Origin of the sequence: Brasilonema octagenarum UFV-OR1, from assembly GCF_963888615.1 — a bacterium.
In the GTDB taxonomy this organism is placed as follows: domain Bacteria; phylum Cyanobacteriota; class Cyanobacteriia; order Cyanobacteriales; family Nostocaceae; genus Brasilonema; species Brasilonema sennae.
The window spans coordinates 1-14,022 of sequence record NZ_CAWPKW010000168.1; the positions used below are offsets into that span (position 1 = coordinate 1).

9 protein-coding genes and 1 pseudogene are annotated in these 14,022 nt (G+C 42.8%); 5 read left to right on the plus strand and 5 right to left on the minus strand.

Features of this window, described 5'->3' with window-relative positions; all coding sequences use genetic code 11:
- The first annotated feature begins 422 nt into the window (after window positions 1-422).
- Window positions 423-1,316, plus strand: a complete 894-nt coding sequence (locus AC5590_RS11450; RefSeq protein WP_169263922.1) for a tetratricopeptide repeat protein — start codon at window positions 423-425, stop codon at window positions 1,314-1,316.
- Window positions 1,317-1,614: 298 nt separating this feature from the next.
- Here AC5590_RS11450 and AC5590_RS11455 read toward each other — a convergent pair whose 3' ends face one another.
- Entirely contained in the window at window positions 1,615-2,019 is a 405-nt protein-coding gene (locus AC5590_RS11455) for a response regulator (RefSeq protein ID WP_169263923.1), read from the minus strand.
- Between the two features lie 257 nt (window positions 2,020-2,276).
- Between AC5590_RS11455 and gyrA the strand changes: the two genes are divergently transcribed.
- The gene (gene gyrA, locus AC5590_RS11460) at window positions 2,277-4,796 is read left to right on the plus strand and encodes a DNA gyrase subunit A (RefSeq protein ID WP_169263924.1); all 2,520 of its coding nucleotides are present in this window, start codon (window positions 2,277-2,279) and stop codon (window positions 4,794-4,796) included.
- Between the two features lie 284 nt (window positions 4,797-5,080).
- Here gyrA and AC5590_RS11465 read toward each other — a convergent pair.
- Window positions 5,081-5,494, minus strand: a pseudogene (locus tag AC5590_RS11465) (DUF3455 domain-containing protein); the annotation flags it as partial.
- A 330-nt stretch (window positions 5,495-5,824) separates the two neighbouring features.
- On the opposite strand from AC5590_RS11465, the gene AC5590_RS11470 reads away from it, so the two are divergent.
- On the plus strand, window positions 5,825-6,004 hold the full coding sequence (locus tag AC5590_RS11470) for a CAB/ELIP/HLIP family chlorophyll-binding protein (RefSeq protein WP_169263925.1): 180 nt from the start codon (window positions 5,825-5,827) through the stop codon (window positions 6,002-6,004).
- 211 nt (window positions 6,005-6,215) lie between these two features.
- Here AC5590_RS11470 and rpoD read toward each other — a convergent pair whose 3' ends face one another.
- From rpoD to gyrB, 3 genes are all read right to left on the minus strand, one after another.
- A complete protein-coding gene (gene rpoD, locus AC5590_RS11475) occupies window positions 6,216-7,391 on the minus strand; it encodes an RNA polymerase sigma factor RpoD (protein WP_169263926.1) in 1,176 nt (391 codons plus the stop codon).
- Between the two features lie 1,511 nt (window positions 7,392-8,902).
- On the minus strand, window positions 8,903-9,541 hold the full coding sequence (locus AC5590_RS11480) for a fasciclin domain-containing protein (RefSeq protein WP_169263927.1): 639 nt from the start codon (window positions 9,539-9,541) through the stop codon (window positions 8,903-8,905).
- A gap of 653 nt (window positions 9,542-10,194) precedes the next feature.
- Window positions 10,195-12,132: a DNA topoisomerase (ATP-hydrolyzing) subunit B gene (gyrB, locus tag AC5590_RS11485; protein WP_169263928.1), complete on the minus strand. Its 1,938-nt coding sequence runs from the start codon at window positions 12,130-12,132 to the stop codon at window positions 10,195-10,197.
- 181 nt (window positions 12,133-12,313) lie between these two features.
- Between gyrB and miaA the strand changes: the two genes are divergently transcribed.
- A complete protein-coding gene (gene miaA / locus AC5590_RS11490) occupies window positions 12,314-13,213 on the plus strand; it encodes a tRNA (adenosine(37)-N6)-dimethylallyltransferase MiaA (RefSeq protein ID WP_169263929.1) in 900 nt (299 codons plus the stop codon).
- 70 nt (window positions 13,214-13,283) lie between these two features.
- Window positions 13,284-14,015 (plus strand): GDSL-type esterase/lipase family protein, encoded by a 732-nt coding sequence (locus AC5590_RS11495; RefSeq protein WP_169263930.1) that lies wholly within the window; start codon window positions 13,284-13,286, stop codon window positions 14,013-14,015.
- Window positions 14,016-14,022 lie beyond the last annotated feature (7 nt).

Genomic DNA, 14,022 nt, shown 5'->3' on the forward strand with positions numbered 1-14,022 from the left:
CTGCCGGGGGGATACTCCCCCCGGCGAGCTTTGCCCCTTAGGGGCTAGCTATCGCCACGGTTGTCATCCACAATAGCTGCGACTCTATTACAAAACAGCGGCGGCAAAGCACATTCAGTGATGGGGATAGGGTAAAAGCCGCCCCGCCAGAGTCCAGTGTCAATGCCCGGACAGGGAAAAGATTAAAAGGGAAAGGGGAAAGGGAACCTCAGAACTAAACTTAGGGGTGACGCCTTACCCAACCCTAAAGAATTTTCTTCTCCCCGACACTCCCACACTCTTACACCCTTACATCCATACCCCCCTAGTTTTTGTCAGAGAATACGCTTGTACTCTTGTTTGTAAAAGTTTGCTGTCGTCAACAGTGGAAATCGTTTAAGCTAACGGAAAGATTCTTTCATTCTTGGCAAAGAGGCGGTAGTGTGCCTAAACGGATTGGTTTAATTTCTCTTTTGGTTGTTTGTTGTGGTTTGTCCATACCTCAACCTACCAATGCACAAGCATTAGTACCTCATACACTGCAACTTGATGCGGCGAAGTTGGAGCAGCAGGGTTTAGGTTTGGCAAAGGAAGCAGCACAACTCGCGCAGTTTCAACAGTTTGAACTCGCTCTACCAAGAGCTCGCTTAGCATCACAACTGGCTCCTAAGAACGATAAAGTGTGGTTTCTCTTAGGTGGGTTGTATTTGCAAAGTAAAAAATTGGATGATAGTATAAATGCTTTGAAAAAAGCACAATCTCTCAATCCAAAAAATGGCGACGTTCAGTTTGCTTTGGGTTCGGCTTACTTTCAGCAGCAAAAGAACCAAGTGGCTGCGAGTTACTACCAGCAGGGTTTGAACTTAAAGCCCAATGATCCAGAGGGATTGTTTGATTTGGGCAATGCTTACTACATGCAGAATAAACTTCCAGACGCCCTCATCCAATATAAAAAAGCTGTTTCCTTTAACAAAAAATTCTGGCCCGCCATTAACAATGTTGGATTAATTTTGTATGAACAGGGTGACATCCAGGGCGCAATTAAGCAATGGCAAGACGCTGTTGGGATGGAGAAACAAGCCGCAGAACCCTTATTAGCATTGGCAGTAGCTTTATATGCCAAAGGCGATCAAAGACAAGCCCTAGCTATGGGACAAGCTGCAGTCCGCATTGATGAACGCTATGCTGATTTAGATTTTCTTAAACAAAATCTTTGGGGCACACGCTTGCTGTCTGATACGAAAAAATTCTTAGAATTACCTGGCATTCAAGCTGCTCTACAGCAACGTGAAGAACCTTCAAATTCGACCACCAGGCAACGAATGACCCCTCAGTAAAGAAGGAGGGAAGGAGGGAAGGAGGGAAGGAAGAAAGCAGGGAAGAATATTTTCCCACACTTGTTCAGTTCCACACTCTCATACTCCCACACTCCCTCACTCTCCCCATGGCTACTTGCTGAAAATCTCATCTAATAGTACATATATATTATTCTATCAATGAAGCAGTAGCTCAATCGCAATCTATGTGTTGAGCTACTGTTCGAGGTATGTTCTTAAGAAAAGGACACTACTATGGAAATGTGCTAAATGCAGTTTACCGTGGGGAAAATATTCTTTTATGCCCCAAATGGTGTGTTCAGTTGTTCTGTTGAGGTAGCAGTGCCAAGATCTGGTCAACAAACTGTTGGTGGTCCACAATCGGCTTAGATATGTAGCCATCAGCACCACTTTGTTTGAGAAAGTTCTCGCGATCGCCTTCCATAGCGTGTGCTGTTACCAAAATAATAGGTAAAATAGCTGTTTGCGGATCGGATTTTAGCATTTGTGTAATTTTGATACCATCAACAGACTTACCTTGGTAAACACTTCTTGACAGAGAAACATCCATCAAGATAATGTCAACTTCTCCCGATTGGGCAATTTTGATAACTTCTTCTACATTTTCAGTATGTTTCACCTGCAAGCCACCTCGCTTAGTCAAGATTTTGGAAAAAACGCGAGCATTAATCAGATCATCTTCGACAATCAAAACAGTTTTCATGAGAATTTGACTTTTGTTTGTGCATCTTAACTAAAAGCACACAGGCTAGTGAACAGGACAATACCATCTAATTAAAACTTTGTGTGCTTTCTTTGAAATAATCAATATAAATCTTTGTCAACAAGGATAATACTACTGCTTTCTATCCTGTGACTATCAAGATTGTGTAATGAAGAGTATTTCATCCGTGATGCTGTGGTTGCTGCAGTCTTCGTTAACGGCAAATTCTGTGTAGTGGAAATTTAGGAAAAAAACTCATGGCAAAACAGTTAAACCTTCTCTGTGAGGGACAGGTCATTACCACAGCCTTGCATACCGAGATGCAACGGTCTTATCTCGAATATGCCATGAGTGTCATTGTTGGGCGAGCGTTACCAGATGTGCGAGATGGCTTAAAGCCAGTTCACCGACGCATTTTGTATGCCATGCACGAATTAGGGCTGACGCCGGATCGACCCTATCGTAAGTGCGCGCGTGTGGTGGGAGACGTGTTAGGTAAGTATCACCCTCACGGTGACCAAGCAGTTTATGATGCCTTAGTCAGGCTGGTACAGGACTTTTCCAGTCGCTATCCTTTACTAGCAGGACATGGTAATTTCGGGAGTGTGGATAATGACCCGCCTGCGGCGATGCGTTATACAGAAACGCGTCTTTCACCTATCAGCCACGAGGGAATGCTGACGGAAATTGGTGAAGAAACGGTGGATTTTATCGGTAACTTCGATAATTCCCAACAAGAACCAACCGTATTACCAGCACAGTTACCATTTCTCTTGCTCAATGGCAGTTCTGGTATTGCTGTGGGGATGGCGACGAATATTCCACCGCATAACTCAGGGGAAGTGATAGATGGGTTGATAGCATTAATCGATAACCCCGATTTAAGTAATGAAAAATTATTTGAGATCATTCCTGGACCAGATTTTCCCACTGGTGGTGAAATTGTAGGTAACGCTGGAATAAAAGAAGCGTACACTACAAGTCGAGGCAGTATTGTGCTGCGGGGAATTGCCCAAATTGAGGAAGTTGCGCAAAGTAAGGGAAACAAACGGCGGACAGCAATTGTGGTTACAGAATTGCCTTATCAGGTGAATAAGGCTGGTTGGATTGAGAAAGTCGCGGACTTAGTAAATCAAGGTCGGCTTCAAGGAATTGCAGATCTTCGCGATGAAAGCGATCGCCAGGGAATGCGCGTCGTGATTGAACTCAAACGCGATACCAATCCTCAAGAAGTTCTCCAGAATTTGTATCACCAAACCGCCTTGCAAAGCAACTTTGGGGCGATTCTCCTCGCCTTGGTGGATGGACAACCGCGTCAGTTGAGCTTGCGTCAACTGTTGCAGGAGTTTTTAAGTTTTCGGGAGCAAACACTGAACCGTCGCTACTCTCATGAATTGGATAAGGCTCAAACTCGGCTGCATTTGGTTGAAGGTTTACTCAAAGCACTATCTCACGTAGATGAGGTTGTAGAGATTTTACGAAGTGCTGCTGATGGGACTACAGCAAAAATGAGCTTGCAAAACCGACTGGATTTGAGTGAGGTGCAAGCGGATGCAATTTTGGCTATGCCATTGCGACGTTTAACGAATTTAGAACAGCAAAACTTACACAAGGAGTATGAGCAACTCAATGAGCAAATTCAGTTGTTGCGCACGTTGCTGGACGATAGACGAGAATTATTGAAGTCACTCAAAAAAGATTTGCGATCGCTCAAGCGCAAATACAATGATGATCGTCGGACTAGGATAGCACAGGAGCATACCAGCAGGGGAGATCTTGAAAACAAGAGCACCAGAGCACAGGAGGATATAGAAAATACAAAATCCAAACTTGAAAATCCTAAACTGGAAGCACCGTCAGAACAAGTCGTATTAGAGTTTACGCACAGGGGATATGTACGTCGCTCTCAACCTTCACCCCGAAAGGCGAGAACTGACAACGGTACATCCGATAATGATATCGTGCTCAAAAGTGTGTTAACTGACACAACAAAAGACTTGCTGGTACTCACCAGTGGGGGTAAGGTTTACCCAGTGAATGTAGCGGATATCCCTCCCAGCAGTGGACGTTCTGCACGGGGAACACCATTGATTACCTTGCTCTCAAATTCTGCTCAGCAGGACGCTCAAGAAGGTGTGATTAACCGCTTTGTATTACCAGATGATCCAGAAAATAGTGAGATTGTTCTTTTGACTAAGCAAGGAAGAATCAAGCGTTTGTCCTTGACAGAATTGACTAACCTCACTCGTCGTGGAATAACTATCTTGAAACTCAAAGACGACGATGAATTGTTATCCACTTCACTCACCACTGGAAGGGAACATTTGGTTTTAGCAAGTTCGGGTGGGCGAGTCTTGAAGTTTGAGGTTAATGAGAATCAATTCCCGATTATGGGTCGCGCTGCGATGGGTCTGCAAGGTTTACGCGTGCGCCAGCAAGAAGAAATGGTTGGTTGTGTGACTTCAAACACAAAGGAAAACCTGTTACTGGTAACTCAACTGGGATACGCTAAGCGCATTCCTGTAAGTGGTTTGCGGGCGGCGAATCGGGGTGATATCGGAACTCAAACCTTTAAATTCAGCAACAAGACTGACATTTTAGCAGGAATTGTACGAGCGATCGCAGGTGCTGAGGTGGCTGTAGTTACCAATCACCAACGGCTGGTACGCCTTGGAGTGGAAACAGTTCCAATCTTGGGTAAAGATAGCCCTGGTGAAAGTATTCTTCAACTTAGTCGTGAAGAAAAAATCATTTCTGTGATTGAACTACACTCGTAATGCTCAGCCTGCAATTCTAGTGTAGCCAGACTATGCTGATCATTGCTGCATAATTGCTAGACAGTGCCTATTCCAATACCGTTCGGTTAAGAAATTTAGTCGTTGATGCAGCCTGGGGAAGCTGGGGGAGTGAAGAGCTTAGGGGCAAAGAACTAATTGTCCAATAATTCTTTCCTCCCCTGCAACCCAAGCGCTTATCCGAACTATATTGGTGCCCACTCTACAAATACTTTCACTTAACCGTAAGTACTAGCGTAAGTTAAGCTGTGCTCGCTTAGCCTCAGTTACGGAGTCGCGCTATAAAACAAGTAGTCAGAAGTGTAATTGACTCGCTTTTGGGTGCCTACACTCTTGTTTTGACATCCTTGAACGGGGGGTTTGCCACCCACAGTATTCACCCGTTGGATGTATGTTGTCTTACTTAATATGCCATTACCCTGCTGAGATTTGGCTTGAAGCAGTAACCAAGGAATTGCATTGGGGTTGGGTGAATCAAAGATTGCTTTGACCTGACCTACGACTTTACTACCATCCTTTGCCTCCCAAGTAGGACCTGCGTAGTGCTTGATATTGTTCTTACCTTGTGCGTCAAACAGTTTAGCCTCGGGTGCTACAAACGTCCACTCAAATTGGTTGGGGTTACCGGATTTCGCTTTGCATTGATAAATTTGTACTCCTGTAGCCCTCTCCCCAAACTGTAATACTTGATTTGGCGGTACCTTTCAGTTGTTAGGAAGCTGAGGCGGCGCAATTGTCCTCTGTTGTGGCGTTTGAGCCACACTAACCTGTGCAATCAGTAATGGAAGTAGTAGGAAGCATATCTGTTTGCACTTCATTTTTAGTTTCATCATACCTCTTCAAAAAAGGGAAATACCAATTACCTTGAAGAGATTTACTTCACAGAAAGTAAAAAATAAATCGAAAAATTGCAATAAATGTATGGCAAATGTGACACAACTTCTCAAAAATTGTTATATTAGTTTACATAAGGTAACAAACCTTAAATAATTTAGTTTGGAGTGCCAGTTATGACTAACGCAACAAAAACCACTACCCCTGTAATTGATGACCGTAATTCTTGGCGTTGGGGTTTCACACCTCAAGCAGAAGTTTGGAACGGTCGCTTGGCGATGATTGGCTTTTTAGCAGCTGCTCTTATTGAGCTATTCTCTGGTCAAGGTTTCCTACACTTCTGGGGCATTCTGTAACTTTTCAGGTTACAGACCGCCTCGCAATAAATAAATATATACATACATAAACAAAGAACCTGGAAGTATTAATACTTCCAGGTTTTTCGCAAGCAGAATTAGCCTGTCTTCGGGTTAGTCTCAAAACAGCATTAGTTTGACAGGTATTTGTTTTTTCTCAATCATGAGTCATTTGTCTAAAATCAATGACTCATGACATAATGACTAATAACTAACGGATGTACTCTTTTAAAACGCTGTTACGATTTGGGTGACGTAACTTGCGTAGCGCTTTTGCCTCAATTTGACGAATTCGCTCACGAGTCACATTGAAAATTTGTCCAATTTCTTCTAAAGTCTTCATACGACCGTCATCTAAGCCATAACGCAATCTGAGAACATCTCTTTCACGGGGGCTAAGACTGTCGAGGACTTTTTCCAGGTCTTCTCGCAGCAGGTTTTTAGAAACTTGGTCTTCTGGTGTTTCACCATCAGACTCAATAAAATCGCCAAGTCGAGAATCTTCTTCTTTACCAATGGGCGTTTCTAGTGAAATAGGCAATTGTGCGGATTTAGCAATAAACCGCAGTTTCTCAATTGTCATTTCCATTCTCGTAGCAATTTCTTCTTCCGTGGGTTTGCGACCCATTTCTTGAGAAAGCAGCTTGGTTGTTTTCTTTATCCGGGAAATCGTTTCGTAGAGGTGAACCGGAAGGCGGATAGTACGGGATTGATCGGCGATCGCACGGGTTATCGCCTGACGAATCCACCATGTGGCGTATGTAGAAAACTTATATCCTTTCTCGTGGTCAAACTTTTCTGCCGCGCGAATCAAACCAAGACTACCTTCTTGAATCAAGTCTTGGAAAGACAAGCCTCGATTCATATACTTCTTCGCAATTGAAACGACAAGACGCAGGTTTGATTGCACCATCTTATCTTTCGCTCTACGACCAATATGTAGCCGATAACGAAATTGTGGCATGGGTATGTGTACTGCTTCTGCCCACTCGCTGTCGTAAGGCTCACGAGCTAACTGTAGCGAAAGTTTTTCCCGCGCGCGCTCTAATTCCAGTAAATCGGCAATCTTGCGTGCCAATTCAATTTCTTCGTCTGCACGCAACAAGCGAATCCGACCTATTTCTTGCAAGTAAAGCCTGATCGAATCTTCGGTGTAATGCTTTTTCTTGCTTTGAGATCGACGACGCCCCTTAGCGGCTTTTCCAGACTTTAAGTCGTCCTCATCAGACTGAGGCTCTAAAAATTCATCGAGTTCGCCTTCATCGCCCGTCAGCAAGTCCTCTTCGTCGTCAATTAAGAGTTCTTCTAACTCAATCTCAGGCTGATTCATTATTTCCAGATCATCAGGCTGATATATATTTTCGAGTACGTTGTTAGCCTGGTTCATGCCGCGTTCCTCATGCTCCTTGCAGAATCAATTACTTAAGATGTGCTTACTACTCTTAAGGTGAACTATTTCCCAACACAAAAGAGGGCTTTTGGCAACTTTGCCTAAGATAAATTTAGAATTTACTACAGCTTCACGACAGAGTTACTCCTGGAGAGAAAGTCTGGTTGAAGGTAAATTCTTATCTTTAGTCAACGCCATGTGTGTTGCCGAGCAACATCACCTTTTACTAATTAGTCTAAATAAAGACTTTGGACTACTAAAAACAATTACCACTCCATACAAATGAATATGACTGTTGGGAGATTCTTTTGTAAAGACTGTTCCGATTGTAGCCTGTTTCACAGAAATTGAACTGTTTTTGTGTCCTAATCATGAAACTATTGAACAATCTAAATACTGTTCTATCAAAAGTAAGACATTGATAAAGACACCATACTTTTGTATTTTCTCCAAAACTTTTTGGAATTGCAGGGGTACTTTCATTTCAATTTCGTGTCAATACACCTGGTTCATATCTCGATCAATCTATTACTTAGAACATTCTTTACTCAGAAAAAGCATACTTTTTAGCAAATGAAATCAGAAAAGATGCTTACAGCCATTTTTACATTTCCTTTACAAGCTACTGAGTGGAGTTAAGTTAGCCAAGCGACAAGCATGTCATACACAACCTGTCTAAGGTGGCTTTGTGTTTTCTTCCATTAGGCGTACTGTAGGCACCATGAATACAACAAATAGAGTAACTGTGGTGTTTTTGGTGGTCACTTAACTTTGTTCTGCCAATCACTTTAACTCAGGAGTTAAGACTTTGGCAGCATCAGTTAGCTCGAAAAGGAATGTGGACTGAGCCAATCCGCTCTTAATCACACGTTAACGCACTGTTGAAACTTCAACCTTATGAATCTTGACAAACTCTTCTTATTGTATACAAGGATAATTTTAATCAATTAAAAAAGGATTTGACAGTTAAGACTATCGATAATAACCTATTTCATGCCCAATTTCATAAGACGGGTACGAAATATACCATAGCCTGCTATCAAGTACATTAAGAAACATTTATCACCAGACTACCGTACAGATGAGCATGAATTGTTGGATAACTCTAGTTAATGGTACTAATCCCTTTTTGGTTAACTTAGAGGTCTCCAAATGTGGGAAAAAAGTAGACAGCGGCTTAAGAGAAGGCTAATAATTTAAACTATATTCTGGTTGCTCGTTTTAAGAATAGATTGCTCTAACCAGTACTTCAAGTTAACAACATATAGACAGATATGCAGAGTATAGAGTCACGATAGTATGTTATTTTTGATACTCTTCCAAAGAAAATGAAAGATTATTTAAGTGGTTTTTCATAAATAATTTTTATATGTGTTAGGAGTAACCTTAAATATCTTATATCTTAAGTCGGTAGTCGGTACTTTTTGGTCATGATCCGTTCTAACTAACGTGTCCTCTGAACATAGGCAAACCTGTGAGGGCGGGTTTGCCAGTGACAGTTCACTGATTTAATTAGAGCCAAGACTTGCTGGAAATTTTGGAGGTAGAATAACCTTGTCTACTATGTGAACTACGCCGTTACTAGCTGGAATATCTGCTTGAATGACTTTAGCACCGTTTACGATAACTGTACTGGTCGTAGTGTCAACCAATACTATCACAGGAGAACCTTCAACTGTTTTAACTTGTCCAGACGTCAGTTGGCTAGAGGTCACTTGTCCTGGTAGAACGTGATAGCTCACAAGTTTGATCAATTGTTGCTTGTTTTCTGGTTTGAGAAGCTTTTCAATTGTACCCTTTGGTAAAGCAGCAAAAGCAGCATTCGTTGGAGCAAAGACTGTGTAGGGTCCAAGTTCTGCCATTTGTTGAGTTAAACCAGCAGCTTGCACTGCCCGTGTTAGCGTTGTAAAAGAAGCCTGAGTGGATGCTAACTGTGCCAGTTCTGCTAGGTTTTTGCTTGCTGTTGGGGTAGTAGGAGTTTGGGCAATTGGAGGAGCAGATGTAGGAAGATTTGCTGGAGTTGCCGCAGTCTGAGGAGCGGTTGTATGATCTACACTAGGTTGACCACAAGCAGATAAAGCAACCAGACTACCCGCACTCATAAGGCTAAACAATGCTTTTCTAAAAATGCTTTTGCTTGCTTTCATTCTCATATCTCTTCTTATAAGTATTGTTCCATTAAATTTAGAAAATTTAACAAAAGTTAATAAAGTAACTGATAGTTAGTTGCGTTTATATATCTTAGCCTCTCGACCTTGTTTCTCTTGTGCCGACAACTAATATGCCAGTTGCGAGGGCAGCTGTGCCGACTTGTAGACGCTCTGCGCGCGCTGATACAGCGAGCAGTTCGCAGCCCTTGTTTACCTCAGAAAAAAAATAAGGACTGCGAATGACAAAGAGTCCAGCAGGGTGCAGGAGGGGAGCCACTGCACAGGTGAAGCGCACTGCGGTGAGACAGTACCGATGCCCTAAAGGGTATCCCAACTTGTTGGAAAAGCATTTGTGCAGGACTCAGCATGTGGCGTTTTCTCACTCTCACAGTGACGAACGTTTCCGTTGGGCTTTCCTTCGGCTAAAGTGTGGCATTTTTCTCCTACTAGTAGTCCACTACATCAACTTTGAGGGGTAGATGAGGTGAAAAAATTCTTACTCTCCCCCTGCTTCCCCGACTTCCCCAGCTTGCCTTAACCCCGTAATTTTGGGTTGATCGAGCACTAGGCGACTGGCGTCGCCAAAAACCATAAGGAAAAGATAGGTAATCTTGTACCGAGAGACGAGTAGTCAGCAAATTCACAGACAATTAGATATCCAAATCGGTCAAATTGAGTTTAGAACCGTAAGTTTCAATGAATTCGCGACGGGGTGCAACGCGATCGCCCATCAAAATCGTGAAAATGCGATCAGCCTCGGCGGCGTCCTCAATTTCCACTTGCTTAAAAGTACGAGTTTCTGGGTTCATTGTAGTTGTCCAGAGTTGTTCTGGCATCATTTCACCCAAACCTTTGAAGCGTTGGATGGTGTAATTGGCGTTATCGGGAAACTCAGCCAGACGCTGTTGCAGCTCACGCTCACTATAGCAATAGTAATGATTACGTCCCCGTTCTACTTTGAACAGTGGCGGACAAGCAATGAAAATATGACCCTGCTCAATCAGCGCCCTCTGATACCGATAGAAGAAAGTTAACAACAAAGTCCGGATGTGCGCTCCATCTACGTCAGCGTCAGTCATGATAACTATACGGTGATAGCGCAGTTGGGATGCGTAGAATTCTTCGCCCTTAACTCCTAAACCGAGTGCTGTAATTAACGCCTGAATTTCAGTATTTTTATAGATTTTGGCGTCGTCAGTTTTCTCAATATTCAGGATTTTACCGCGTAGGGGGAGAATTGCTTGGAATCGGCGATCGCGTCCTTGTTTTGCACTTCCGCCTGCAGAGTCCCCTTCCACGATATAGATTTCCGACTCCTTAGGATCCCTAGTACTGCAATCTGCTAATTTACCTGGTAATGGTGAAGATTCCAGAACTGATTTGCGACGCACTAATTCCCGCGCATGTCGAGCGGCTTCTGCGGCTTTGAAAGCTTGGATAGCTTTATCTAAAATAGAATCAGCGACACTAGGATGAAATTCCAGGTACTCGGTAAGAACTTCTCCGACAAACGAATCTACAATTCCCCGAACTTCTGTATTACCTAATTTAGTTTTGGTTTGTCCTTCAAATTCCGGTTCTGGGACTTTCACAGAAATCACACCCGTCAAACCTTCACGGACGTGTTCTCCACTGAGGTTGGGTTCATTTTCTTTGATTTTGTTACGCTTGCGGGCAACATTATTCAAGGTACGAGTTAAAACTGCCTTTAAACCTTCTAAATGTGTACCACCGTCCACCGTGCGAATATTATTGGCAAAGCCTAGTACATTGTCTGTATAAGCATCAGTACACCACTGCAAAGCAACTTCTACTTGAACATTGTTGCGTTCTCCCTGCACAAAAATAACTTCTTCATGCAGTGGTTGCTTATCACTGTTCATATAGGTAATATATTCCCGAATACCACCTTTGTATTCGTAGGTTTCTACCTTAGGTGTATCACTTTTAAGCAGTTCGAGACGGTTATCAGTAAAAGTAATTTTGACTCCAGCATTGAGGTATGCTAATTCCCGCAAGCGGCTTGCTATAGTCGTGTAATCAAATTCAGTGACGGTTGTGAAGATTTGGGAGTCGGGTTTGAAGGTGACAGAAGTTCCAGTACGGTTTTCCTTGTAGGACTTCGCTATCAGTTCTGTAACAGGAACACCCCGTTCGTAGCGCTGAGTATGAACCATTTTGTCTCGCCAAACGGTAATTTCCACCGACTCGGACAGGGCGTTCACCACGGAAACACCAACTCCGTGTAATCCTCCAGAAACTTTGTAGCCACCGCTGCCAAATTTTCCCCCGGCGTGTAGTACTGTTAACACAGTTTCCAATGCTGATTTCCCCGTTTGGGGGTGAATATCTGTAGGGATACCCCGACCATCATCTACAACGGTTACAGAACCATCAGAGTTGAGATCCACCTCCACATGAGTGCAGTAACCCGCCAAAGCTTCATCTACTGAGTTGTCCACCACCTCGTAAACTAAATGATGGAGTCCTCGCGGGCCTGTGGAACCTATGTACATTCCCGGTCTTTTGCGGACGGGTTCCAGACCTTCCAGAACTTGAATCTGAGCGGCACTGTAACTGCTCGTCATGTAAACTCTCCTGTTAATTGGGGGTAAAATCGCCTAATGGTTGAAAATATCAAAAGACTCAAAAATTCTAGCACAAAAGCCTTGCTGGCGACTTTAGGGCAATTTGAAGAGAAGTTTATGAGGGGACTGTACCTAATTAGTTATCAGTTATCAGTTGTCAGTGTTTACTCTTCATTGACTAATGACTAAATTAATTGTGATTTGTGGCGCGACGGCGACGGGTAAGTCGGGATTAGCATTGGATTTGGCGATGCGGCTTGACTCAGTCATTCTGAGTGCAGATTCTCGTCAGGTTTATCGGGAATTTAATATTGGTACGGCGAAACCTACAGAAGCTGAACAAAACTTAGTACCGCACTATCTTATAGATATCTGCAACCCGACAAACACTATGACAGTTGCAGACTATCAACAACAAGCACAGGCGTTAATTGCTTCTGGTTCTCATCCCCTCCTGCTGGTTGGTGGGACTGGTTTATACATACGCTCCATCACACAGGGTTTGAGAATTCCCAGGGTTGCACCGCACAAGGAATTGCGATCGCAACTGGAATCTTTGGGTCAAAGGCTATTGTACGATATGTTGCAACAAGTTGACTCGATTGCAGCACAAAAAATTCATCCAAACGACTCAGTCCGGACTTTAAGGGCATTGGAGGTATTCTACGTCACTGGTCGCCCAATTTCCGATCAGCAAGGAGAAAATCCCCCAAATTATGCGATTTTGCAAATTGGTTTGGACTGTGACTCTGCTCACCTTACCCAACGCATCGCACAGCGTACACAGAAGATGATTGCAGATGGTTTAGTCGCGGAGGTGAAATACCTTTGCCAGAAATATGGAACTGACTTACCTTTGCTGAATACTTTAGGATATCAGGAAATCAAACAACATTTGGCAGGAGATATTTCTTTGGAGGAAGCGAAACAATTAACTGTTTTGCACACAAGGCAATTTGCCAAGCGCCAACGGACTTGGTTTAGAGCATATCCTCAAATTGAGTGGTTTGATGTAGAGAGTCCTGATTTATTGGATAAAGTTTGGCAGCGGTTGCAAGAGTTCATCGCCAACTGTAATTGAGAGTAACCGACGAACTCATAAATAGAAACTTATACCTGAGCACTTTCCTTTTGATAATGAAATTAGAACAATGAACAATACAATTGTCATCTTATTCTTTCTTTCTCTCTTGCTCAATCTTTTCTTTTTGTTGCTAGTGACTGTATTTCTGGCCAGAAGAGGAGGAGTTTCATATTTGTCGCAAAAAATACTTCCCAGCAAGTCTGCTCAAAATAATTACTCAGTTTATTATCTACATAAAAAAAGCCAGTTTGAAATCCTGCCCAAATCAGACTCCGGAATCATTTTCTTGGGAGATAGTTTAACTGATGAAGGCGAATGGGGAGAATTGCTGGAAAATCCGAATCTAAAAAATCGTGGTATTAGCGCTGACACGACAGATTCTGTTTTAAATCGTCTAAACGCTGTTGTGGCATCTAAACCAAAAAAACTTTTCTTAATGATAGGCATCAATGACTTTATCAATGCTCACAAATCTGTCGAACAGACATTAACTGGGTACAAGCAGATTTTGACAGAATTGCGAAATCAAACGCCAAACACAAAAGTCTTTCTTCAAAGTGTTTTACCAGTCAACAATCAAGTGACTCGCTATTGGCAAGACAATAAGAACGTCTGGCAACTGAATTTGCAATTGAGAGAAGTGGCAAAAGAGTTTTCTTATGAGTACATAGATGTTTTCTCTCATTTATCCGATTCGCAGAATCAATTAGATACTCGATACACACAAGATGGGCTGCATTTAAATGGTCAAGGATATTTGATGTGGAAGCAAGCTATTGAAAAATATGTGAAAGAATAATTGGTCG

What these genes read in the sequence shown, in the direction of transcription:
- AC5590_RS11455 (WP_169263923.1), bottom strand. Translation starts at nt 2,019, where the DNA reads ATGAAAACTGTTTTGATTGTCGAAGATGATCTGATTAATGCTCGCGTT.
- gyrA (WP_169263924.1), top strand. Translation starts at nt 2,277, where the DNA reads ATGGCAAAACAGTTAAACCTTCTCTGTGAGGGACAGGTCATTACCACA.
- AC5590_RS11470 (WP_169263925.1), top strand. Translation starts at nt 5,825, where the DNA reads ATGACTAACGCAACAAAAACCACTACCCCTGTAATTGATGACCGTAAT.
- rpoD (WP_169263926.1), bottom strand. Translation starts at nt 7,391, where the DNA reads ATGAACCAGGCTAACAACGTACTCGAAAATATATATCAGCCTGATGAT.
- AC5590_RS11480 (WP_169263927.1), bottom strand. Translation starts at nt 9,541, where the DNA reads ATGAAAGCAAGCAAAAGCATTTTTAGAAAAGCATTGTTTAGCCTTATG.
- gyrB (WP_169263928.1), bottom strand. Translation starts at nt 12,132, where the DNA reads ATGACGAGCAGTTACAGTGCCGCTCAGATTCAAGTTCTGGAAGGTCTG.
- miaA (WP_169263929.1), top strand. Translation starts at nt 12,314, where the DNA reads ATGACTAAATTAATTGTGATTTGTGGCGCGACGGCGACGGGTAAGTCG.
- AC5590_RS11495 (WP_169263930.1), top strand. Translation starts at nt 13,284, where the DNA reads ATGAACAATACAATTGTCATCTTATTCTTTCTTTCTCTCTTGCTCAAT.